The sequence below is a fragment of the Streptomyces fractus genome (genome assembly GCF_049844455.1).
GTDB lineage: Bacteria > Actinomycetota > Actinomycetes > Streptomycetales > Streptomycetaceae > Streptomyces > Streptomyces fractus.
In genome coordinates this window covers 8807558-8830426 of the sequence record NZ_JBMYHI010000002.1, presented here as the reverse complement: position 1 = coordinate 8830426, position 22869 = coordinate 8807558, and the positions used below count along the sequence as shown (strand labels likewise).

At 68.5% G+C, this 22869-nt stretch carries 18 protein-coding genes; 4 read left to right on the top strand and 14 right to left on the bottom strand.

Going from position 1 to position 22869, the window contains the following annotated elements; genetic code table 11:
* Positions 1 to 63 precede the first annotated feature (63 nt).
* From ACP4E5_RS42210 to ACP4E5_RS42175, 8 genes are all read right to left on the bottom strand, one after another.
* Complete coding sequence (locus ACP4E5_RS42210) at positions 64 to 1005, bottom strand: alpha/beta hydrolase (protein WP_425839279.1); 942 nt, start codon at positions 1003 to 1005, stop codon at positions 64 to 66.
* A 61-nt stretch (positions 1006 to 1066) separates the two neighbouring features.
* A complete protein-coding gene (locus tag ACP4E5_RS42205; RefSeq protein ID WP_425839276.1) occupies positions 1067 to 2494 on the bottom strand; it encodes an MFS transporter in 1428 nt (475 codons plus the stop codon).
* Positions 2491 to 4824, bottom strand: a complete 2334-nt coding sequence (locus tag ACP4E5_RS42200) for a glycoside hydrolase family 78 protein (protein ID WP_425839273.1) — start codon at positions 4822 to 4824, stop codon at positions 2491 to 2493. The genes ACP4E5_RS42205 and ACP4E5_RS42200 overlap by 4 nt, the downstream gene beginning before the upstream one ends.
* A gap of 33 nt (positions 4825 to 4857) precedes the next feature.
* The gene (locus ACP4E5_RS42195; RefSeq protein WP_425839270.1) at positions 4858 to 6015 is read right to left on the bottom strand and encodes a serine hydrolase domain-containing protein; all 1158 of its coding nucleotides are present in this window, start codon (positions 6013 to 6015) and stop codon (positions 4858 to 4860) included.
* Positions 6012 to 7874 (bottom strand): AMP-dependent synthetase/ligase, encoded by a 1863-nt coding sequence (locus ACP4E5_RS42190; protein WP_425839267.1) that lies wholly within the window; start codon positions 7872 to 7874, stop codon positions 6012 to 6014. The genes ACP4E5_RS42195 and ACP4E5_RS42190 overlap by 4 nt, the downstream gene beginning before the upstream one ends.
* Before the next feature lie 56 nt (positions 7875 to 7930).
* Positions 7931 to 8851 (bottom strand): alpha/beta hydrolase, encoded by a 921-nt coding sequence (locus ACP4E5_RS42185; RefSeq protein ID WP_425839264.1) that lies wholly within the window; start codon positions 8849 to 8851, stop codon positions 7931 to 7933.
* A 106-nt stretch (positions 8852 to 8957) separates the two neighbouring features.
* Positions 8958 to 10064, bottom strand: a complete 1107-nt coding sequence (locus ACP4E5_RS42180; protein WP_425839261.1) for a serine hydrolase domain-containing protein — start codon at positions 10062 to 10064, stop codon at positions 8958 to 8960.
* Positions 10061 to 12544, bottom strand: coding sequence for a beta-glucosidase family protein (locus tag ACP4E5_RS42175; RefSeq protein ID WP_425839258.1), 2484 nt, complete (start codon positions 12542 to 12544; stop codon positions 10061 to 10063). The genes ACP4E5_RS42180 and ACP4E5_RS42175 overlap by 4 nt, the downstream gene beginning before the upstream one ends.
* 477 nt (positions 12545 to 13021) lie before the next feature.
* Here ACP4E5_RS42175 and ACP4E5_RS42170 point away from each other — a divergent pair, with 477 nt between their 5' ends.
* The gene (locus ACP4E5_RS42170) at positions 13022 to 13633 is read left to right on the top strand and encodes a TetR/AcrR family transcriptional regulator (RefSeq protein WP_425839255.1); all 612 of its coding nucleotides are present in this window, start codon (positions 13022 to 13024) and stop codon (positions 13631 to 13633) included.
* 743 nt (positions 13634 to 14376) lie between these two features.
* Positions 14377 to 14538, top strand: coding sequence for a hypothetical protein (locus tag ACP4E5_RS42165; protein ID WP_425842196.1), 162 nt, complete (start codon positions 14377 to 14379; stop codon positions 14536 to 14538).
* Positions 14539 to 14688: 150 nt separating this feature from the next.
* Here the strand turns inward: ACP4E5_RS42165 and ACP4E5_RS42160 are convergent, their stop codons facing one another.
* The 3 genes from ACP4E5_RS42160 to ACP4E5_RS42150 form a co-directional block, all read right to left on the bottom strand.
* Positions 14689 to 15255, bottom strand: a complete 567-nt coding sequence (locus ACP4E5_RS42160) for a recombination directionality factor (RefSeq protein WP_425839252.1) — start codon at positions 15253 to 15255, stop codon at positions 14689 to 14691.
* A 261-nt stretch (positions 15256 to 15516) separates the two neighbouring features.
* Positions 15517 to 16968, bottom strand: coding sequence for a recombinase family protein (locus ACP4E5_RS42155; RefSeq protein WP_425839249.1), 1452 nt, complete (start codon positions 16966 to 16968; stop codon positions 15517 to 15519).
* A gap of 105 nt (positions 16969 to 17073) precedes the next feature.
* The gene (locus ACP4E5_RS42150; RefSeq protein ID WP_425839247.1) at positions 17074 to 18501 is read right to left on the bottom strand and encodes a dihydrolipoyl dehydrogenase family protein; all 1428 of its coding nucleotides are present in this window, start codon (positions 18499 to 18501) and stop codon (positions 17074 to 17076) included.
* A gap of 151 nt (positions 18502 to 18652) precedes the next feature.
* Between ACP4E5_RS42150 and trxA the strand changes: the two genes are divergently transcribed.
* Positions 18653 to 19072 (top strand): thioredoxin, encoded by a 420-nt coding sequence (trxA, locus tag ACP4E5_RS42145; RefSeq protein WP_425839245.1) that lies wholly within the window; start codon positions 18653 to 18655, stop codon positions 19070 to 19072.
* Positions 19073 to 19173: 101 nt separating this feature from the next.
* Here the strand turns inward: trxA and ACP4E5_RS42140 are convergent, their stop codons facing one another.
* Both ACP4E5_RS42140 and ACP4E5_RS42135 read right to left on the bottom strand, forming a co-directional pair.
* The gene (locus tag ACP4E5_RS42140) at positions 19174 to 20211 is read right to left on the bottom strand and encodes a LacI family DNA-binding transcriptional regulator (protein ID WP_425839242.1); all 1038 of its coding nucleotides are present in this window, start codon (positions 20209 to 20211) and stop codon (positions 19174 to 19176) included.
* Between the two features lie 75 nt (positions 20212 to 20286).
* On the bottom strand, positions 20287 to 21360 hold the full coding sequence (locus ACP4E5_RS42135; protein ID WP_425839239.1) for a glycosyl hydrolase family 18 protein: 1074 nt from the start codon (positions 21358 to 21360) through the stop codon (positions 20287 to 20289).
* A gap of 71 nt (positions 21361 to 21431) precedes the next feature.
* Between ACP4E5_RS42135 and ACP4E5_RS42130 the strand changes: the two genes are divergently transcribed.
* The gene (locus tag ACP4E5_RS42130; protein ID WP_425839236.1) at positions 21432 to 21887 is read left to right on the top strand and encodes a type II toxin-antitoxin system PemK/MazF family toxin; all 456 of its coding nucleotides are present in this window, start codon (positions 21432 to 21434) and stop codon (positions 21885 to 21887) included.
* Here ACP4E5_RS42130 and ACP4E5_RS42125 read toward each other — a convergent pair.
* A complete protein-coding gene (locus tag ACP4E5_RS42125) occupies positions 21872 to 22732 on the bottom strand; it encodes a TIGR02452 family protein (RefSeq protein WP_425839233.1) in 861 nt (286 codons plus the stop codon). The genes ACP4E5_RS42130 and ACP4E5_RS42125 overlap by 16 nt on opposite strands.
* Positions 22733 to 22869: the final 137 nt, after the last annotated feature.

Genomic DNA, 22869 nt, shown 5'->3' with positions numbered 1-22869 from the left:
ACACGATCGAGCCCGGCTCCCCGTACCTCGCGAGGGAGCCGGGCTCGTCGCCGTAGGGCCTTCTTACCCCTTGCGCAGACGGGCGGCCATCCGGTCGAGCGTGGCGTGGGCAGGAGCGAAGCCCGCGATGTTGAGATGCCCATGCAGGGCCCCGGGCGTCGTGACCTGCTCCACCTCCACGCCGGCCGCTCGCAGTTGGTCGGCGAACTGCTCCCCGCTGCTGCGTAGACTGTCGAACTCGTCCATGTCGATGTACGTGGGTGGGAAGCCACGCAAGTCGCCGGCCAGACCGGGGAACGCGTGCGGCGGGATCCTGTCGACGGCGGCGCCCAGGTAGTGGTCGAGCACCTGCCGCACAGCGTCGGACGGGAGACGTATGGCTTCGGGCAGCATGGCCAGCGCGGCACCGAGTTCAGCCGAAGGCTCCGGGATCGGCGCGTGGACCAGCGGGTAGGCCAACAACGTCTGCCAGACGGTCTCGCCGTCCTCACCCAGATGCAGCGCTGCTCCTGCCGCCAGGTTTCCACCGGCACTCGCCCCGCCCAGAGCGATTCGAGCGGGGTCGATGCCGAGCTCCTGAGCGTGGTCCCGGACCCACCGGTAGGCCGAGATCACATCGTCGTGCGGGGCGGGAAAATGCACGTCCTCTCCGCACAGCCGGTAGTCGACCGAGACGACGACCGCGTCGGCACGGCCGGCGATGCCGCGTGCCGTCTCGTGCGCCTCCGGCATGTCGATGTCTCCGGCGACCCATGCACCACCGTGCATCCAGACCAGACAGGGCCGCGCAGGGGCATTCGCCTGCGGGCGGTACACGCGCAGGGGAATCGACGTCCCTGCCCCAGGGATGTCACGGTCCTCGATGAGGAGATCCCAGCCCTCGGCGGGCCCGACCGGGTCTGTCAGGCGCCCCACGGCCTCCGCGTCAACCCGCGGCGACGCCGCCAGGTCACCTATACGGCTGGCAAGTTCGGGATGGAGTCGATGGTTCGGTGTCGTGGTCATCACGCATCCTTCAAGAGGCGAGCCGAGTTCGAGCGAGTGTGGAGCGCAGGCGTACGTGCGGTCACTTGATCTTCTTGACCGGGACGATGGCCGCGGCAGCGATCAGCACCAACACCATGGCCACCGGCCACACGATCCGGTAGCCGCCGGTGAGAGCCACGATCTGGCCGCCGACCAAGGGCGCCAGCGCCTGCCCCAGATTGCCCGCCAGACCACCCATGCCCAGATCGCGTCCTGCCGCCTGCTTGTCGGGCAGGACATCGATGAAGAGCGCCTGGTCGACCACGAGATAGCTGCCGATGGCCACACCTCCGACAATGCTCTGGATGAAGAGCGCCGGCAGCGACGGCCAGATCAACGGCACCAGCATGGAGGCGGCGCACAACACGGAAGCCCAGATGACGAACGGCTTGCGGCGTCCTATCCGGTCGGACCACCGACCGGCGACGACCATCGCGATCAGGGTGCCGGGCAGCGCGACCATGGTCATGATGGGTGTGAGCCTGGTGGCCTCCTCGGCGCTGAGGGCCGGCTGGACGTAACTCTGCATCATGTAGATGCCGAAGGCCGTGGCGACCCCGTACCCGAAGAGCATCACGACCTTGGCGATCCAGACCATCCGGTAGTCCGCGTCACGCAGTGGGATCAGGAAGGACTTGAGAATGTCGGTCCACTTGGCGGCGGGCACCTCAAGCTCGGTCGAGGAGCTGTCCCGGACGGTCAATACGAACAGGACACCCATGACGGCCAGGGCTATGGCGAAGACGTAGTAGCTGTCAAGCCCGATGGCCCCGAACAGAGCGCCCGCCACGACGGCCCCAAAGGCGATTCCCGCCCATCCGCCCAATCCCGCCAACCCGGAAACCGCCCCGATCCGCTGCTCGGGAACACGGTCGGCCACAGTGGTGGTGAGCGGGCCCTGGCCCATATTGAGGACCACTTGGGCGAGGGACCAGAACGCGATCATCAGGCCGATGCTCGTCGAGTAGCGCAGGCCGAGCACGAGGGCCGCCCCCAGGACGGCACCACATGCGATCCATGGCGCCCGGCGACCCCACCGGGAGCGGGTCCGGTCGGAGAGGACACCGACCACCGGCTGAATGAACATAGTGACGAATACGCCGATGCCGGTCACCAGGGATAGCCCGCCGGCCTTGGCCGATTCGTACTTCGCGAGCAGGTGGAGCTGGTGCTCCTGCGTCGGGGTCGCAGTCGCGGCCCCGCGGGCGATCTGCGCCTTGAGGTTGGTCAGTTCCTGCAGGTTGGCCGAGGCATCGGGGCCGGTGAACCACCGGGTGAACTCGATGTCCTGGATCTGCCTCGGCAGAAGGATGTTGCCAAGACCCGAGTACAACGCTCCGAAACTGATCGTGGTCAGGGCGAACAGCAGCATGTAGTGGCGCATCGGAGGACCGCCGAGATACTTCGCCGATGTGCCCGGCACTGACGGGACGTCAAAGTGCGGCTCTGCGGGCTTCAGCGTGGTCATGCCGTCAGCGCCTCCTCCACTGTGCGATAGGGAGTCCGGAACGTGTGAGTTCCGGCGTCGGCGGAGAACGGCTCGGTGCCGGGAAGGTCGATGGTTGCATCGGTCCCGGGTGGGACACTCACATCGACGACAAGTTCGTTGCCGTCCAGTCGCCAGGCGACTTCGGCTGTTCCGTGCGGGGTCTCATGGACGGCGCGAGCGTACGTGAGGCCGCCACCGGGTCGGGGGCGGACCAGGATCCGGCTGTAGCCAGGTCCGGCGGGGGCCAGGCCGGCGACCACACGGTGCAGGAAATCGCCGATGGCGCCGAGCGCGTAGTGGTTGAAGGACGTCATCTCGCCGGGGTTGATGCTGCCATCGGGCAGCATGCTGTCCCAGCGTTCCCAGATGGTGGTGGCGCCCATGGTCACTTGGTAGAGCCAGGACGGGCAGGAGCGCTGGAGCAGGAGCCGGTAGGCGGTGCCGAGGTGACCGGTGTCCGCGAGGGCGTCGCAGATCAGCGGGGTGCCGAGGAATCCGGTGCCGATCCGGTGGTCGTGCTCGGCGACCAGGGCAGCCAATCGGTCGCCTGCTGCCCGCCGCTCGTCGGCGTCGGTCAGCAGGTCGAAGGAGAGGGCGAGGGCGTAGGCGGTCTGCGTCTCCTCTTCCAGGATCCCTGCCCCGGTGTGGAAGTGTGCGCGCCAAGCGTCGCGTACCGCGTCGGCGAGTGCCCGATAGCGCGCGGCGTCGTCCTTCCTGTCCAGGAGGGCGGCCGTGCGGGCCAACACGTGGGCGCTGCGGGCGAAGTAGGCGGTGGCGACGAGCGCGTTCGGCGTCATGGCCTGGAGCGGTTGGTCCGCGGGCGCTGTCGGGTCGAGCCAGTCGCCGAGCTGGAAGCCCTTGTCCCACACGCGCTCTTCGGGAGTGGTGAGGTGTTCGACGGCGTCCACCCAGGCCCGCATGGACGGGTACTGCTCGGCCAGCACGCCGGCGTCCCCGTACCGCTCGTACATTACCCAGGGCACGATGACCGCGGCATCGCACCAGCCGGCGACCGCGAGTCCGCCGGTCGGCAGGCCTCCGGGTACGGCGAGGGGGAGGAATGGGGTGATGATGCGAGGGATTCCGTGCTCGTTGGCGCTCTGGTCTGCCGCAAGGTCGCGCAGCCAGGAGCGTAGGAAGGCGCGCATGTCGAACAGAAAGCTCGCGGTGGGCGCGAACACCTGAATGTCACCGGTCCATCCGAGGCGCTCGTCGCGCTGGGGGCAGTCGGTGGGTACGTCAAGGACGTTGCCGCGCATGCCCCAGACGATGTTGTCGTGCAGCTGGTTGAGTTCCGGGTCGGAACACTCGAACCAGCCGGTACGGGTCAAGTCGCTGTGCAGCACCTGGGCAGTGACGTCGTCGGGCGTCAACTCGCCGGGCCATCCGGCGAGTTCGGCGTAGCGGAAGCCGTGGAAGGTGAAACGCGGCTCCCACTCCTCGCCGTCGGCTTCACCGCGCAGGGTGTACCGGTCGGTGGCGGCGGCCTCGCGCAGGGGGCGGGTGCACAGCTCGCCGTTCTCCAGGACCTCGGCGTGGCGCAGCGTGATGACCTGTCCCGCCTCACCGTGTACACGGATCCGCAGGCGGCCGGTCAGGTTCTGGCCGAAGTCGACCAGGGGGTGGCCATGCGGCGTGGTTGTGATCGACGCCGGTACCAGGGATTCGATGCGCCGTACGGGCGGACTGTCGGCCTCGAACAGCGGCGTGGTGTCGAAGTCCAGTACCTGTACGGGCGCCCAGGCGGAGTCGTCGAAACCGGCGCGACTCCATCCGGTGCGTTCCCTGCGGGCGTCGTGATGCTCCCCCTCGTACAGGCCTGCGGCCGTGACAGGTCCGTCTGACGAGCGCCATTCGGGTCCGGTTCGGAAGGTCTCGCGGGTGCCGTCGGCGTATGTGACGTGGAGTTCTGCGAGGAGCCCGGTTTGCGATCCATAGATGTCGAACTGCCCGCCACCGAAGCCGAGTCGGCCCCGCCACCATCCATCGGCCAGGTGGGCGCCCCAGGCGTTGACTCCCTGGCTGAGCAGAGCGGTCACGTCGAGGCGGTGGAAGCGGTGACGGTGCTGGTAGCTGGTCCACCCCGGGGCAAGGACGAGGTCCCCGGCCAGCTGCCCGTTGAGCTCGAACTCGTACACGCCCAGCGCTGTGACCAACAGCTCCGCCGAAGCCACGGGGCGCCGGACGGTGAACTCGGCTCGCAGCAGCGCCGCCGGTCGGCCGACGGGCGCGTCCGGTACTGGCATGTCCTCGGCAGGGGCGATGACCTGCGCGGTCCAGTGGTGTCGCATTAATACCTTCCAGGTCATGGGAGAGAATGGAGGGGGCTGCGGGCCGGTTCGTCAGACCTTCACGCAGCGGGCTGCGAGAGTGGAGAGCGTCGTGTCCCTTTCCAGTCCGGCGAAGGTGTCTCGGTCCATCCCGTTCGTGAGAAACGCGAAGGACAGGCCGGACTCCGGGTCGGCCCACGCGATCTGCCCGCCGGCGCCGGGGTGGCCGAAGGTTCGCGGGGAGGTGAGACGCCCGAAGAGCCGCGTGGACAAGGGCTCAGGCCGAGACGGCAGGGACAGTTCGCGCATGTCACTGCCTGCGACGCAGAGTCCGACGGTCCGGCGCGTCTGCGGATTGTCGGGGAGTGGGTTGGTGGGGAGGTCGCGGGCGTCACCGGTGGCCTTGCGGAGGACCTTCGGGCGCCAGATCTCGTCCGGGTTGTGCAGGAGCCCTTGGTAGAACAGGGCCACCTGTGCGGCGTCGGAGATCCCGCTGGCCCCTGGCACGCCGACCTCGACCAGCTCGGCATCGTTGGCGTACTTCACTCCATCGCCGAGCATGGCCTCAAGCATGGAGGCATCGACCGTCACTCCGAGGATCTCTTGCAGCGCGTCCAAGTCCCCGTACTCACCCGTGATGACACACCTCTTGATGTCACCCTGCCGCTCGGTGGGCACACCCACTTCGAGGCGGTCCACACCGAGTGGATCGAGTACGCGCGTCCGCAGGGCACTACGGAAGTCCTGTCCGGTGACGCGTGCGACGAGTTCCGTGAGCACCCAATGGGCCGAGGTCGCGTGGTACTCGTACCGGCTGCCAGGCTCGGATTGCAAGGTCCAGTCCTGCATCTGTGCGGCACGTGCCTCACGGGTGGTGATGTGCTGCTGGTCGATCGTGGCATTGGGGAACCCGCACATGTGCAGAAGTACATGCTCCAGCGTGATGGCGTGCTTGCCGTGCGCACCGAACTCCGGCCACACGTCGGTGACTCGGTCGGCGAGGTCGAGCAGCCCCTCACCCATCAGCTGCCAGACGAGCGCGGCGACGACGGGTTTGGTGGCTGAGAAGAGGCAGAAGCGATCACTATTGTTCGCCTCCCCCAGTGTCTCGAACTCCAGCAGTTCGCCGTTCTGGGCGAGCGCGAACTGAGCTGCGGGGGCGCGACCTTCGTCGATGGTCTTCTGTACGCAGTCCCGCAGCGCGGCGACTCGTTGCCTGTCCAGCGTCACGTTCTCGACTCCTCTCGGTCGTCATACATGGCGGAGATCTGCTCGGCGTAGCTGTGGGCCACGACGGCCCGCTTGACCTTGAGGCTCGGGGTCAGCTCGCCGTGTTCGACGTCGAGGTCGCGGGGCAGCAGGGTGAACTTCTTGATGGTCTGCCACCGTTGGAGCCCCTCGTTGAGAGTGACTATGTGGCTGTCGACGAGGTTGCGGGTCTCGGGAGCGGCCACCACGGCGGCGTACTCGCCCGCGATGCCCCGTTCAACGGCCCAGGGCATCAGTGCGGAAGCGTCCAGTGCGATCAGAGCCGTGCAGTAATTGCGCTGGTCTCCGATGACGACCGCAGTGCTGACGAAGGGGCAGAGGGCCTTGAGTCGGCCCTCTATCTCGCTCGGGGCGATGTACTTGCCGCCGGAGGTTTTGAGGAGGTCCTTCTTGCGATCTGTGATCCGCAGGTATCCATCGGCGTCCAGTGCGCCGATGTCGCCGGTGTGGAACCAGCCGTCGGGTTCGAGCACTTCGGCGGTCTGGTCCGGCAGTTGGTGGTAGCCGCGCATCACGCTGGGGCCGCGGAGGAGGACCTCCCCGTCCTCGGCGATGCGTGTCTCGGTGCCGGGGTAGGGAGTGCCGACCGTCCCGATTCGGATCGCGTGGTCCCGATTGACCGTCGATCCGGCAGCTGTCTCGGTGAGCCCGTAGCCCTCGACGATCGGTACGCCGGCGCCGATGAAGAAGTAACCGATGTCCGGTGCGAGCGCAGCGCTACCGGAGACCGCGACACGAAGCCGCCCACCGAAGACCGCGCGGACGGATCGATACACGAGTCGGTCGGCCAGGGCATGCTGGGCACGCAAGATCAGGGCGACACTGCCGCCGCGCGCGCCGGCTTGGCGAGACCGGGCGTACGAGCGCGCGATCTGCGCGGCCCAACGGAAGACCCGTTCCTTTCGCGCTCCCTGACTCCGTGCCCCGGCCACGATGCTGTTGTGGAGCTTCTCGAAGATGCGCGGCACCGCTGCCAGCACGGTGGGACGGATCGTGGCGAGGTTCTCCGCGATCCGGTCGACCCGTCCGTCGACCGCCATGACGTGCCCGGTGGCGATCTGCCCGCAGATGAGCGTCTTCCCGAAGACGTGTGACAGGGGCAGCCAGAGGTACTGGATGTCATCAGGCCTCAGCATGCCGGTGATCACCGGGGCTGCGGCCTGGTAGGACCAGCAGTCGTGGACGAGGCGAACGCCCTTGGGGCGTCCGGTCGTTCCGGAGGTGTAGATCAGGGTGGCGAGTTGGTCGGCGTCCAGTTCGGCGACGCGCTTCTCGACGGCGTCCGGCTGGTCGGCCAGGTACTCCTTGCCGCGTTCCTCCAGCTCGGCCAGCGTCAGGACGATGAGCCGGTCGGACGCGGCCTCCTCCTCCGGCTCGTCGAATACGACCACGGTCCGCAGGTCGGGAAGGCGTTCCTGCTCCGCGAGGACCTTTCCTAGCTGTGTGCAGTCCTCAGCGAACAGGACGCGACTGCCCGAATCGGCAAGGATGAACGCTGTCTCGTCGGAGTTGGTCGTGGGATAAACAGTCGTCGTCGCCAGACCCGCACACATGTTGGCCAGGTCAGCGAGGATCCACTCGATACGAGTGCTCGATGCGATGGCGACGCGCTCGGCCGGCTTTGTGCCCAAGGACATCAACCCCGCGGCGAGCGCTCTCACACGCTCGGCTGCCTGGGCCCATGTCAGGTCGTCCCACTCTTCCCCTCCGGAGCCGGGGAACCGATACGCGACAGTATCGGGGGTCGCCCTGACCCGATCGAAGAACAAGTGGGCGACTGTGGGCGGGCGGTTCTCAAGCGTCAGGGGCAGAGAACTCATAGGGCCTCCGGAAGGGGCGGAGTGGGTGCGGCGGGTCAAGGGGGAGCGCGATGACCTCACGCGAGATGACCGAGGGTTCGGAGCCAGTCCTCAAGCCGGTCCGGCCAGCTGTCGACGGCCTCGCCAGTCGGGTTGAGACCGAAACCGTGGGATCCGGCGGGATAGATGTGCGCCTCGACGGGACGCTTGGCCGCTCGCCACGACCGGATCGCCCTCACGGCCTCGTCGAAGCACTGAGCATCGTCGACGGTGACCGTGACGAACAGTGGGGGCGCGTCGTCGGGTGCGGTCTTGTCCCCGGCGTAACCGCCGTAGACACAGGCGATGAAGTCGGGGCGTTCGTCCGGCTCCTTGGCGTCGGCGCTGTTGGTGGCGAGGAAGCCGCCCGCCGAGAATCCGATCAGCCCGATCCGGTTGGCGTCGAGGTTCCAGTCGGCGGCGCGTTCCCGCACGAGCGCGACGGCGCGGCAGGTGTCCTCAAGGGCGAGGCCCGGCCCGGTGCGGCTCATGTTCACAACAGTGTCTGCCACGGTCGTGTCCCCGGTCACCGACGCGAAGGCGGCGATGGACCGTTCGGCGAAGTCGGCTGTGGTCGGACCGGTGTCGTCAAGGCGGTACTTCAGAAGGAAGGCAGTCACTCCCCTGTCGCGAAGCCACTCGGCGACCGTCGTGCCTTCGTTGTCCATGGACAACATCAGGAATCCGCCGCCCGGAGCGACGATGACCGCGGCGCCGGTCGCTCGTCCGGGCTCCGGCAGGTAGGGCGTGAGCGTCGGCACGACGACGTTACGGATCCGAAGCCCGCCCTTCGGGTCACGGAACGCCGACTCCTCATGTGTGGCGTCCTCGGAGCCGGGCGCCGTACCGGGCCACAGGCGGATGGCTGCGGCCGGGTCGGTCACCACGGCGGGGTCGATGACCTGGCTGGCGGACATCATTCTGGTCACGACGGACCGGACATCGTCATTGTGCGGCACGTGCGCTCTCCTTGGGACAGGCGGGGGAAGGGGGTGTTCATCGTGAAGCCGCACTCATCAATCGCACTGTGGCCTCCGGTGGTTGGCGTGCGAATCGCGAGCTTGTTCAGGCGACGCAGTGGTACGCGAGCGCGGTCAGGTCTCTGCTGCGGCGGGACTCCCGGATGAAGTCCCGGTCGATGCCGTTGGTCAAGAACGCGAACGACAGTCCTGTCGTCGGGTCTGCCCAGGCGAGCTGCCCGCCCGCGCCTCTGTGGCCGAAGGTGTTCGGTGGGGTCACGCCCGACCCCACGCGGAAGCGGGCGCTCGCGTCGTCGCCGGCGATCTCCAGGCCGCGCGTGCGCAGGCCGACGGTGCCAGTGGGATCGGTGAGGCGGCTGTGGATGACGGATGTCCCGTCGTGCAGGATCTCCGACTGCCAGACCCCGTTGGGGTTGTGGAGCAGGGCTTGGTAGAAGAGGGCCACCTGAGACGCGTCCGACACCCCGCCGCCACCGGGCACGCCCGCCTCCAGGGCGGCAGGGGTGGCGAACACTCGGAGATCACTCACGGGGCTTTCCGGCATCTTGTCCGTGCCCAGCGCGGTCATGAGCGCTTCGGATGTCGGCTGTTCCATCGTGTACTGCACCCGCGCGATGTCGGTCTGGTTCTCCACAGCCGTACCGAGTTCGACGCGGTCGAGCCCGAGCGAGTGGAGCAGGCCGCGCACCGCCTCCCGGTGGTCCACTCCCAGGCGACGGGTGATCAACTCCGAGAGCACCCAGTGGGCCGACAACGCGTGATATTCGTACATGGCGCCAGGCGCCCATTCCAGCGTCCAGCTTTCCATCTGGGCGACGCGAGCGGCCCGGTCGCCAGCCACTTCGAAGCCGACCATGGCGCGTGGAAACCCGGCGGTGTGCAGAAGTACGTGGTCGAGGGTGACCTGGTCCTTGCCGTTGCGGGCGAACTCGGGCCAGTAGGTTGCGATCGGGGCGGTGTAGTCGAGGAGTCCCTGGGCCACCATCTGCCAGACGACGGAGGCCACAATCGGTTTGGTCGCCGAGAAGAGCACGTATCGAGAGTCCGGAGTGGCCTCACCGAGCGTCTCGTTGACCAGGACCTTGCCGTCCATGGCGAGGGCGAACTGACACGACGGCAGGTGCCCGGCCTTGATCTCGGACAGAGCTCGCAGACGCAGGGCGTCGACCCTCTCGGGGATCACCCGGTTCACAACTCGTCCTTGCTCAGCGCGAAAGGAACCTCCACCGGCAGCGTGACCACGTCCGTTCCGACCCTGAGGCGGTAGTCGCCCGGCTCGTAGCGCCATCCTTCGTCCCAGTGCGCGAGCAGCCTCGTGTCGACACGGACCGACGCCGTGACGGCCTCGCGGGCGGGCACGCGGACGCTGGCGAATCCGACCAACCACCTCCGGGGGCGGCACACCGTCGACTCCGTGCGCTCCGCGTAGACCTGCACGACCTGCTTACCGCTCCGGTCACTGCGGTTGTGCAGAGTCACATGCAACGTCGCCGCCGCGCCTCCGTGAACGGCGGCCGCCCCGCCCTCGACGCGGGCATCGCTGACCTCGATTTCGGCATAGCCCTGACCGGCACCGAACCAGTACGCGGGTGTGAGGTCATGTGCCAGCCAGGCGCGGTGGCCGACATGGATGTCTTCGTCGTACTGCAGAACGCCGTCGTTCGGGACGGTGTCGAGGACCGGTGCGTCCGTCTCGGCGGTAGGCCAGGTGGTGGGCAATCGCCCTCCAGGTTCAGCCTTGCCCAGCAGTACGTCGGCAATGGCATGCCCGAACTCCTGCCCGCCGAAGTGCCCCACCAGAACACCCGCGACGTCCTTGCGCCACGGCATAAGCACCGGAGCACCGGCGTTGACGAGCACGACGGTGTGGGGGTTCGCGGCCGCCACTGCCTTGACGAGGTCGTCCTGCCTGCCTGGCAGTGCGAGAGACGTACGGTCGTGGCCCTCGGACTCGACGCGGGCATTGGTGCCGACGACGACGAGCGCGACATCCGCCTCGGCGGCGGCGCGCGCCGCTTCGGCGATCAGTTGGTCCTCGTCCGCTTCCGGCGGCTCGCTGCCAAGGCGTACGGACATCGCGTTCATGGCGAAGCTGCGAGTGGTGAGGTGGTAGACGAGGCGCAGGTCCACGGACTCGCCTGCCTGCAAGGAGATATCGGCTGTCGCCCGTGCCAGAGAAAGGAGGTTCGCCCCGAGGGCGTCTCCGATGGGGGCTGGCATCGAGTCGACGAGGACGGCACCGTCGGCGTACAGCGTGGCGTGTCCATCGAGGGCAAACCCGAGTCGGACGGGGCCCGTGGTTGCGGGAGTGTACCTGGTGTGGATCTCGAAGCACGCCGCTGCCGCCACGGGCGCGTCGCCGCCGAAGTACACCAGATTGGTGGCGCGTCGGTTCTCACCGAAGATCTCGTCGCCTTCGACGTTCAGGAAGCGGGCCCGCACACCAGGTTCGCCGGTCACCGGGTTTGTCAGGTGGCTCAGTTCGAGCGGGGTGATTTCGTCGCGGGTCACCGAGCCGAGGGCGTACGTGACTTCAGCATTCGACAGCGCGGTGCGCAGGCCTTCCAGCGGTGACACCGTGTACTCCGGCACCACGGTGGCGCTGCCGCCGCCCTGGGTGCGCGCGACGGCGGCGTTGTCACCGATCACGGCGATGGACTTCAACAGGTCCTGATTCCAGGGGAGTTCCCCCTGGTTCTCCAGCAGCACGGCACCCTCGACAGCCACCTCACGTGCCAGCGCCGGCCCGTCCTCCACGACGGCGGGATCGGCCGCCAAAGTCCCACTCAGGGCACCAACCCGCCGAGCGAGGCGCAGAACACGCAGGACCTTCTCGTCGAGGACAGCCTCGTCGATCTCACCGCGCCGTATGGCCTCCGTCAGAGCGTCACCCCATGGCCCCTTGGGGCCAGGCATGACCAGGTCCTGCGCCGCACGGGCGGACTCCAGAGATCGGACGGCCGTCCAGTCGCTGACGACCACTCCGTCGAAGCCCCACTCCTTACTGAGCGGTGTCGTGAGCAGCGCGTTCTCGGTCATGGTCGTGCCATTGACGCTGTTGTACGCCGACATCATCAGCCAGGCGCGCGCCTCGGTCACCGCCTTCTCGAACGGCAGCAAGTACACCTCACGCAGGGCGCGTTCGGACACACGCACGTCGACGCCGAGCCGCTCGGTCTCCGAGTCATTGGCAACGAAGTGCTTCGGCGTAGCGCCGACGCCGTTCGCCTGCACACCCCGTATGTATGCGACAGCGAGCTCAGCGGTAAGCACCGGGTCCTCACCGAAGGACTCGAAGTTCCGGCCCGCCCGCGGCGATCGGGTCAGATTGATCGTCGGGCCGAGCACGACATCAACATCCTTGCGGCGTGCTTCGGCAGCAAGAGCCGCACCGTATCGGCGAGCCAGGTCGCGGTCCCAGGAGGCGGCGAGAGCAGTCGGTGACGGCAGGTTCAGGGACGGCTCGCGCTCGTCCCACACCGCGCCGCGCACCCCCGAGGGCCCGTCGGACATGCGCAGAGAACGCAGTCCCACATCCTCGATCGGGGCAGTGGACCAGAAGTCCTGCCCGGTGACCAACCGCACCTTGTCCTCAAGCGTCAGCTTGCCGATCACCTCGGTCAGCTGGGTTTCTGCCTCTGCGTCGGTCACATCGTCTCCATCAAGGTTCATGACACTGCCTCCCTGTCACCGCCGAACAGAACTCGACCGAGTCGCGCGGAGCTCCCCGTGGGAGACCTACCGGTTCGGGCCTACGCCCGTTGGTGTCGGCAACAGGGGTTACGTGTGGGGTGTCGAAGCCAGGAATCGCCTGGCACAGGACGCATCAGTTGGTGCTCCCCCAGCGGCGAATGTCAGCCGCCGCGGGCTCAGATTCCGGACCTCGGGGAGGCCATGGGGAGCGGAGGGGCCGCGCCGGCGGCGATCGTCAGGGTTTCATCGTCGGCGCGGCCTCCCGGCCCGCCTCCCCAGACGCCAACGGCGAACGACAGCACGGTCGTCATCGCCGCAATTCCATCCTCAGAACCACGCATGGAATTCCCTTCAACTCGACATTGAGTGGGGCGCCGCAGGGGTGCTACCTGGTCGGGAGCCTAGGATCAAAACCGACCGAGCGCAAGGTCGGTTTTCGCGACTATACTGATCGCCATGGCGGCGACCACGAACAAGACCGGACCACGCGGCGACTACGCGAAGACCGAACAGCGGAGGACAGAGATCCTCACCGCAGCCCTGGAGGTCTTCTCAACCGCCGGGTATCACAAGGGCTCCCTCCGGGACGTGGCCACACAGGCCGGGCTGAGCCAGGCCGGCCTGCTGCACCATTTCCCGAACAAGTCCGAACTGCTCATGGGGGTCCTCGAATGGCGCGACACGGTCGACCGCCAGCGCTTTGAGGGCGTCGATGGAGGCCTCAGCACTCTGAAGAAGCTGCTGGAGCTCGTCGAGCACAACCAGACCGTCCCGAATCTGATCGAGCTGTTCGTGACCGTGTCCGCGGAGGCCACATTCCCCGGACACCCGGCCCACACCTATTTCCTGCGCCGCTACGACTGGTCGATCGCCACGGTCCGGAAGGCCCTGGAACAGGCAGACGCCGCCGGGCAGCTTCGCGCGGGCGTCGACTGCACGAGCGCAGCGCGGAAGGTGATCGCCGTGACAGACGGATTGCAGGTGCAGTGGCTGTACGACCGTTCAGCCGTGGACATGGTCGCGGAGCTCCACGGTCACATGCAGTCGCTGCTCACTGTCGAACTCTGACCGAATGCCTCGGCCACAGGCGATGTGGAGAGCCTTCAGTAGTTGCTACCGACCTGATGTCCTCGCGCGGCGTCACTACCAAGCATTCCCCAGCAGGACCAAGTCGAGCGTCGCGATGACACTGGCCACCCGCGACGTTCTGGAAGTCCCATGCGCCCGCAGTTCATGGATGCCAGGCAGACCGCCGAGTATCTCAACATGTCCGTCTCGTGGGTCTACCGTGATGCCCCTCGGTAGGGGCTGGCCGCCCACAAGTTCGGTGCAGGACGGAACGCCAAGTTGCAGTTCAAAGTCTCGGAGGTAGATGCATGGGCTCGACAGCAGCGTATTGAATGATCCGGCGGCGGCTCCGAGGCCCGTTCCAGAGCCGCCGCCCGTCACACGCTCAGCGTCAGGACGCCCGCCTGCGTCGCTCCAGGTCAAGCGCCGCCGTATCCCTCCAAGGCTCACACCGGGAACCGCCCGGGCCGTCTTCTTCAGACGGCGAGGTCATGAAGCCCTCGGTCGAGGAGCCTCGCCGCGCGCCAGATTTACGCAGGCATGAGGTGCCGGTAGATCCGGAACGTGACCTCGGGGTCTTGCTGACCTTTTGCTGACTCAGCGCCCGTGATTGTGGTTTCGATCTACGGCCGCACCAAACGGCAGGCCCGACCGGCGACAGCGAGGCGGCCCCCGTGACGGCAATGTGTCGACTCGGTCAAACCGCGTGTGAGCTGGGAGTTTCCGGGGTTAGCGTCAGGATCATGACAGAGACGATCAAGAGCTCGGCGCCGCCCCGGCACCCCGTCCGACAGCTGATGGCCGCCTCCGTCGGCAATGCTGTCGAGTGGTACGACTGGTACACGTACATATTGCTGACGCGGGTGCATCGGGGCGCAACTGCAGTCCAACGTCTGCACCGTTGATACGGATGCACCGCCTCAGCCGCCAGTGAAATGTCGAGCACCGTCGCTGCCGCCCCGATGGGGCTAGACAGAGCAAATGGCGATGTGGCGGAGCTGATCGGACGCTGAGGGACTCAACGTCACGTTCAACGTGTACCGGAATCTCCCACATCAGGCCGCCAACCCGAGGACCCGTCGGGTCGAGCACGGTCCGACGGTCACCACTGCCGGTCGCGTATACGCAACCACGTCCCCGGTTCGCGTAGTCATCCGCGAAATATCTAGGCTCAACTTGAGGAGGGCCGATCCGGATAGGCGGCCCAACTCCTGGGCCACGAGTGAGAGTTGCTCCGAGAAGGACCACCCCCCAGAGTCGAACGAGAGCCGTCCCAGTTCCGGCGCTTCACGCAGCCTGAAAGTCAACCGGGACCTCGGCGAGGGCCCTCGCCCGAGACGAGCGGCAGCCTTCCGCTCTGCCATGACCGTCGGGCACCCACACGGGGCGCCCGCCAGCCCCGCCGGCTCCAATAGCCGTTGCCCGTCGCAGACATGCGCTGTTCCTGGATCCCCGGCTAGTACAAACCTGTTCGCGACGACGTCGCGCCGCGTCGCGACAACGTCCAGTTCACTGCGACCGAGCATCACCTCGTACGGGCCGTGCTCCGTTGCGGTTTCCTGCGGCCGACCACCGCACAGCTCAGTGATTCCGTCACGCACTACGCGATGTTCCGTGGTCACCCACCACGTGGAGCCGTATGCCGCAGTTTTCCTCCACGGCTCTCCCCCGCTGAGACGCGCTACCACCTCCCGCCCGTCGACAGCAGGTGCCGCGGGCGATGAAGCGTCATCAATGGCTGCCGTACGGCCGGGACCTGCACTAAACAATTAAGCCTCCGCATCGTTCCCATCCAATGGTGAGAACGATGCGGTGGGCTCAAGCATTTTGCAGCGCCGTGCCTACGGGTGTAGCGACGCGCCCGTCACAGTTCCTTCTTGTGCTCAGGACCGTGAACGATCCCGGCGTGCCAGCGCCTCGGCGCCGTCGCAGGGCCAGATCGTCACACGGACGCCGAACTCGCGCAGGATCTCCTTCTTCGCCTGGTTGTCGGGAGCCTTGAACCATCGGTCCTCGACCGTCTCGCCCGTCGGGCGCGTGACCATGCCGGGCTCGCGTACGGGCTCGCGTTCCAGCTTCTCCAGCTCACGCCCCATGGCCGCATATCGGCTCCGGAACCACTCCGCGTCATCTGGGGCGTCGTACAACCCCGAGTCGCGGTCGGAGCGCAGCCGTTGACGGGACGCGTGCAGTTCGGCGATGCGTTCCCGGACTCCGTTCCCCTGCTCGTAGACGCGCTCCATGATCATCCCCTCGCCGAACTCGGCAAGGAACCAACTTTCTATCCACTCATCCAGGTGCGTCTTGTTGATCGATGGTGCGGGGCGGCAATTCGCAGCCTGTGGAACTCCAGCTACGCGCGCCTTGCACAGATACCGTTGGCCGCCGCTTTTCGGTTTGCTCTCGGTGTGCATGCGCAGCGGTTCGTGGCACTGGCCGCAGTACGCCAGGGAAGTGAGGAGGTACCCGTGGCTCGTCTGCCGGTCCTGTGCCGGCTGGGCAAGCCCCCGCTGCTGCACCACGCGCTTCAATGCCTCGTGCGTCGAGCGGTCCCACAGTGGTTCGGCCACCTTCCGTGGATGGCCCTCGGCATCGAGCACCGGCTTACCCCCGTGCATCAGATACCCGAGCGCCGCTTCCGACGTCAGGATGTCGCGAATGCTGGACGACCTCCACGGCGCACCGGTCGGCCTTCGCCCGTACATCACCGCTCGGTGATCTCCGGGGGACAGCTCGCGTTGGCGGGTCAGACGTGCCGCTTCAGAGGACGGTGTCACCTTGTCCGGGTCGGCAAGGATCCGGCGGGCCACTTCCCTGATCACTTCTGACGCGTGCGGGTGGAGGACCACCTCGTCCACGGCAGCCGTAGGCGCCAGACGCTTGTACTCGTAGCCGTACGACGGCCTGCTCTTCACCCGACCGGCTTCCCGGGCCTTGAGCGTTGCCTCCCGGTTACGGCGCTGGATGGCGCGCAATTCCATCTGCGCGCCCCACGCCTCCATCGTGAACCGGTTCTCGTCGTTCGGGTCGTCCAGGTCCCACGGACCGTCGTGCCCGTACGTGAGCAGGAGCTTGCCGGTGTCCCGCATCATGTAGCCGGTGTTGAGGCAGTCGACGAGATTTCGTCCCAGCCGGTCCACCGCGGCACCCGCAATGCCGTCGTACGCGCCCCGTTCTCCCCTCAGCCACGGCCCCAGCTTGGGGCGCGTCATGGGGTCCGTCGCCCCGGACACCTCCCAGTCGTCCGCCCAGGCAATGACGTGCCCGCCAACGGACTCGACGATGTCCAAGACGTTGTGGCGCTGCCGCTCAGGGGACGAAGTGGCTGCTGACATCTGGGACAGGCGACGGACCCCGACGAAGCATCGACCACATCCGTCGTAGGGACGTTCGATCATGCTTCGATCCATACCATGCACTGTGACCTCCGCCGTTTGTACTTAACGGCGGTAGGTCTCCAGCAACCGCAACCACACCTCGCTGATCGTCGGATACGCCGGGACCGCGTGCCACAGGCGGTCGATCGGGAGTTCGCCTGCGATGGCGATCGTCGCCGAGTGGATGAGTTCGCCGACGCCGGGGCCGACGAACGTGACGCCGAGCAGGATCTCGCGGTCGAGGTCGACGATCATGCGGGCGCGGCCCGTGTAGCCGTCGGCGTAGAGGCCGGTGCCCGCCACGTTCGCCATGTCGTAGTCGACCGCGCGGACACGGTGGCCCGCCGCCTCCGCCTCGGCGAGGGTGAGGCCCGCGCTGGCGGCCTCCGGGTCCGTGAAGACGACCTGCGGGACCGCGTCGTGGTCGGCCGTCGCGGCGTGCGCGCCCCAGCGGTCGGTCTCCAGGAGGGGGACGCCCTGGGCGCGGGCCGCGATCGCGGCGCCCGCGATCCGGGCCTGGTACTTGCCCTGGTGGGTGAGGAGCGCGCGGTGGTTGGCGTCGCCGACCGCGTAGAGCCAGGCGCTGTTCGTGACGCGGAGGGAGTCGTCGACCTCCAGCCAGGAACCCGGTTCCAGGCCCACCGTCTCCAGGCCGATGTCGTCCGTGCGCGGCGCGCGGCCCGTGGCGAAGAGGATCTCGTCGGCTTCGAGGGTCGTGCCGTCGGCAAGGGTTGCTGTGACCGTGCCGGCGGGTGACCGGGTCACCGACTTGACCGAGACTCCCGTGCGGAGTTCCGCGCCCGCTTCCCGCAGCGCGTCCGCCACCAGTTCGCCCGCGAAGGGTTCCATGCGTTCCAGCAGGCCACCCCCGCGTACGAGCACCGTGACCTGCGAGCCGAGGGCCTGCCAGGCCGTGGCCATCTCGGTGGCGACCACGCCGCCGCCGACCACGATGAGGCGGCCCGGCACCCGGTCCGCGCTCGTCGCCTCCCGGCTGGTCCATGGCTTGACCGCGTCGATGCCCGGGAGTGGTGGGAGGGCGGCGCGGGTTCCCGTGCACACCGCGACCGCGTGGCGTGCCGTGAGGGTGGTCACCGTGCCGTCCTCGGCGGTGACCGTGACGCTGCGCGGTCCGTCGAGGCGGCCGTGGCCGCGGTACAGGTCGATGCCGATGGACTCCAGCCAGCCGACCTGGCCGTCGTCCTTCCAGTGAGAGGTGTAGTCGTCGCGGTGCGCGAGGACCGCCGGGGCGTCGAGCGGGCCCTGGACCGCCTGCCGCAGGCCGGGCACCCGGCGGGCGTCGGCCCGGGCGATCACCGGGCGGAGCAGCGCCTTGCTGGGCATGCACGCCCAGTACGAGCACTCTCCCCCGACGAGCTCGCTCTCCACGATGGCGGCGCTCAGTCCCCCGGCCCGTGCGCGGTCGGCGACGTTCTCGCCGACGGGTCCCGCTCCGAGCACTACGACGTCGTACGCGATGGCTTCCGTCATGCGGCCCAGTCTCTCAGTGTGGTCGGATGTGTGCGTGCCGAGCACATGGGTACGAGCGCGGAATACGTCCGACATCCGGACGGTTGTGCACAGCGGCTTTGCCCCCGACGGCTTCGCCCCGAACCCCGGAAGCAGGAAGAGGGAAAACACCATGAGCAGCACCACCACGGAGCTGACCAAGGAGAACTTCGATCAGACGGTTACGGAGAACGAGTTCGTGCTGATCGACTTCTGGGCTGACTGGTGCGGGCCTTGCAAGCAGTTCGCCCCGGTCTACGAGCAGGCCGCCGAGGCCAATCCGGACCTGGTGTTCGGCAAGGTCGACACCGAGGCGCAGCCGGAGCTTGCCGCCGCTTTCGGGATCCAGTCGATCCCGACGCTCATGATCGTGCGTGACCAGGTCGCCGTGTTCGCGCAGCCGGGCGCGCTGCCGAAGGAGGCGCTCGAGGACGTCATCGGCCAGGCCCGCAAGCTGGACATGGACGAGGTCCGCGCGTCGGTCGCCGAGCAGCAGGCGAAGGCCGAGCAGGAGGGCCAGGGTCAGGGTCAGGCTCAGGGCCAGGAGGGCTGAGTCCCCTTCCCTCCCCCGTGAATCGGCTGTCCCCGAGGCGGTCGCCCCTGCGGCGGCCGCCTCGCGGCATGTCCGGACGCGGGCGGCGGCCGCCGTGGCTGTCAGGCCGACTCGCGTGCCACTAGGGTCACCGCCAGCGCCTCGTACGGTTCCGGTTCCGCGTCCTGGTCAGGGTCCCTGACCAGGCGGTCCACCAGTTCGGCGAGCTCCCGGCCCGACGGCAGCTCGAGGCGCACCGTGCTGAGGCGCGGGCGCAGCAGCCGCCCCAGCATCAGGTCGTCGGCGCCCATCACCGCGACGTCGCCGGGGATGTCGACGCCCGCGTCCTGAAGCGCACGCATCAGCAGCATGGCGTACTCGTCGTTGTACGCGAACACGGCACCGAGCCCCAACTCGCCGACCTGGGCGGCCACTTGGGCCGCGTCCTGCTCGTCGTACGCGAGCGGCAGCGGCACCGTCTCCGCGCCCGCCGCTCGCAGGCCCTCCAGGCGCGGCACGGCGAAGGTGTCGAGGCCCGGTTCCTTCGGCATGACGACGCCGATGCGCCGGTGGCCGCCGTGCATGAGGTGCGCGGCGGCGACGCGGCCGACCTGGCGGTGGTCCGTGAGCAGGGCGTGCGCGCCCTCGACCGGCTCCGGGCCGAGCGTGATGACCGCGCGGGCGCCGGAGCGGCGGAGCACGGCGATGCCGTCGGGACCCATGCCGACCGGGCCGAGCACGGCGACGGGGCGCAGCTCGGCCCAGGCGCGCGCGGCGGCGTCGCCGCTCAGGCCCATCCCGCCGTACTGCACGACGGTGTAGTCGAGCCGGCTCAGTGCCCACTGCAGTTCGTTGAGGAAGGCGCTGTACAGAGGCCCGATCGGCACGTCGGGGGTCGGCACGAGGACGATGCGGGTGTGTCCCGCGCGCAGGCTGCGGGCGGCGGCGTGCGGGACGTAGCCGAGTTCCTTGGCGGCCTCGTGGACGCGCCGCCGGGTCGGTTCGCTGATGCGGACGGCGCTCGTGTTGTTGAGGACGTAGCTGACGGTGGCGCGCGAGACCCCGGCGAGGCGTGCGACATCGGCGCTCGTGGGCAGGGCGCCGGGCGCCGGCTGGGGCGCGGACGGCTGGGCGGACTGCTGCTTCGGTATCTGCACCATGACGTACGGCATCCTTGCAGACGCCGCCCAGCGGCCGCGCCTCACCCTGTCCCCTCCCCGGACTGCCCCCCCGGGCTACCCCCGCGCCAGGGTCTTCCACAGTTTCGGGTCCTCGAAGTTCAGGGCCCACAGGACCGTGTTCCGTACACCGTATTTCCGCAGGACGGGGAGGTGCGCTGCGGTGCCGGCGGCGTCCTGGTACCAGACGGTGCGGCGGGTCGCCTTCTTGCCCTTGCCCTCCTTGTACGTGAAGTGGGGGGTGCGGGAGTCCGGGTCGAGGGCGTAGCGCGCGCCGACCTTGCGGCGCAGCGCCTCGGCCGACTTCGACGTGACGTGCCGGGCGCGCTCCTTGCCGGCGCCGCGGGCGCCGCCCACCCTCCAGTTCCAGCCGTACGCGGGCAGGCCCATCTCCAGCTTGGCGCGCGGGACTTGGGTGGTGGCGCGAGACAGGATCTCGTCGTACCACTGGGGCGAGGCCAGCGGTCCGGGCTTGCCCACCGCGGAGTGCAGGTTGTACCCCATGATCCGCAGGCGGTCGGCGGCGGCGCCCAGCTTCTCGTAGTCCCAGATGCGGCCCGACGAACGGGTCTTGGGCAGCACGGTCAGGAAGCACTGCTTGCCGGACGCGTGCAGGCGCGCGCAGAGTTCGGTGGCGAAGGCGGTGTAACCGGCGCGCACCGCCCGGTACTTGTCGTCGGGTGCGGTGGCGATCGATTCGTAGTCGATGTCGAGGCCGTCGTAGGCGCGGCTGCGGGCGACGGAGAGCAGCGCGTCGATGTGCCGGGTGCGGGACCTCTCGCTGTTCAGGACCTTGGCGAGCGCGTTCGGCTTCATCTGTTCCATGACGGTGGGGACGACCTGGATGCCGCGAGCGTGCAGGCCGTTGATGACGCGGCGCTCGCCCGCTCCGGTGTGTCCTGCGACGCGGGTCGCGGATTTCGTCTCGTACCAGAAGGGGCTGATGGTGCGGATCTGCGCCGCGTGGTCGAGGGCGTCCTGGTAGGAGGCCTCCTGGTCCCAGTACGGGAGCCACGCGGAGACGGTGCGCGGGGGCGCGGCCTCGGACGCGGCGGGCCCTGTGGGCGCGGCGGCGGTGAGGGCGAGGGCCCCCGCGAGGACGCAGAGAACGGTGGCGTGACGTCGTTTCATGGGGCGAGCCTGCGGTCCATGCGGCGTACCCGCCGCAGGGATTGGGCCGGTCGGCGTCTAACGTGACCCGCGTGACTGCCTACACGGATGACCCCGCATACGAACACCCCGGCCGCGGCGGCGCGACGGCCACGGTGGAGGCCGAGCCGACACGGGTCGGCACGGTGCACACCGAGTACGCGCCCGCGCACGACGGCGATCCGGACCCCGGCGAGATCGTGTGGACGTGGGTGCCGTACGAGGAGAACGACGGGCGCGGCAAGGACCGCCCGGTGCTCGTGGTCGCCCGGGAGGCGGCCGGCACGCTGCTGGCGGTGCAGCTGTCCAGCAAGCGGCACGACGGCGACCGCGAGTGGGTGGCGCTCGGCTCGGGTCCCTGGGACCGGGAGGGCCGGGACTCGTGGGTGGACCTGGACCGGGTGCTGCGCGTGCACGAGAAGGGCATGCGCCGCGAGGCGTGCGCCCTGGACCGCGGCCGGTTCAACACGGTGGTTCTGCGGCTGCGGGAGCGCTACGGCTGGCGCTGATCGGGCCGTCTGAAGGCGCGCTCGAACGCGGAGCGGGTGGGCGCGCCCTCCGCCCGGTCGAGGACGGCGAACACGACCTGCTCGAAGCGGCCCGCGAATCGCCCTTCGAGCAGGGCACGGAAGGCCTCGGCCACCTGCCCCGGGTCGTTGCGGAACACCCCGCAGCCCCAGGCCCCGAGGACGAGCCTGCGGTACCCCTCGGCCGCCGCGACCTCCAGTACCCGCTCGGCGCGCGCTGCCAGGGCCGCGGGTATCTCGTGCACCCGCTCCGGGGTGCGCTGCGCGATCACTCCCGCGTTCGGCGCGGGTGACGTCAGGAAGCCCGCCTCGAACGGCGCGTCGAGCAGCCGGCCCCGGTCGTCGCGGAACACCGGGACTCCCGGCGCGTGAATGACGCGGTCGGTGTAGAACGCGTCGCGGTGCTCGCGGTGGTGGGCGTAGAACCCGGGCACCCCGATCAGGCACGCGTACAGCGCGGAGCAGCGGCAGAGCGCCTCCTCCTGTGCCTGCGCCCCGTTCAGGTACCCGCCTCCCGGGTTGCGCGCCGAGGCGAAGTTCAGGACGGCCACCGGCTGCGGCCGCTCCTCCGTCATGCGGCGGGCCGCCTCCAGGCTGCTCTCGCCCGTGACCTCGACCCATTCCCGGTCCACGGGCGATATCGGCGGCACAGGTGCAGACACGGGTACGGGCACGGGCACCGGGTCGGGCCCGTACATCCTGGTGCCCGCCCGCGCCCGCGCCACCGCGGCGCCGATCGTCACCACGCGGCCCCCGTCGCCCGCGTACTCCCCTGACTCGACGATCTTCTCCGTGCTCCGCGCGAGCTCGCGCAGTCGCGCGCTCACGCGGCCTCCCCCGTCGTCTCCCCCGTGGTCTCCCCCGTCGTGTTCATGAATCCATCGTGTACGCACAGTGACCGCTCGGGCAACAGGTTTTCGCTGCGTCCGGAGAAGTCCGGGAGAAGCCCCAGGGATGTCCAGAG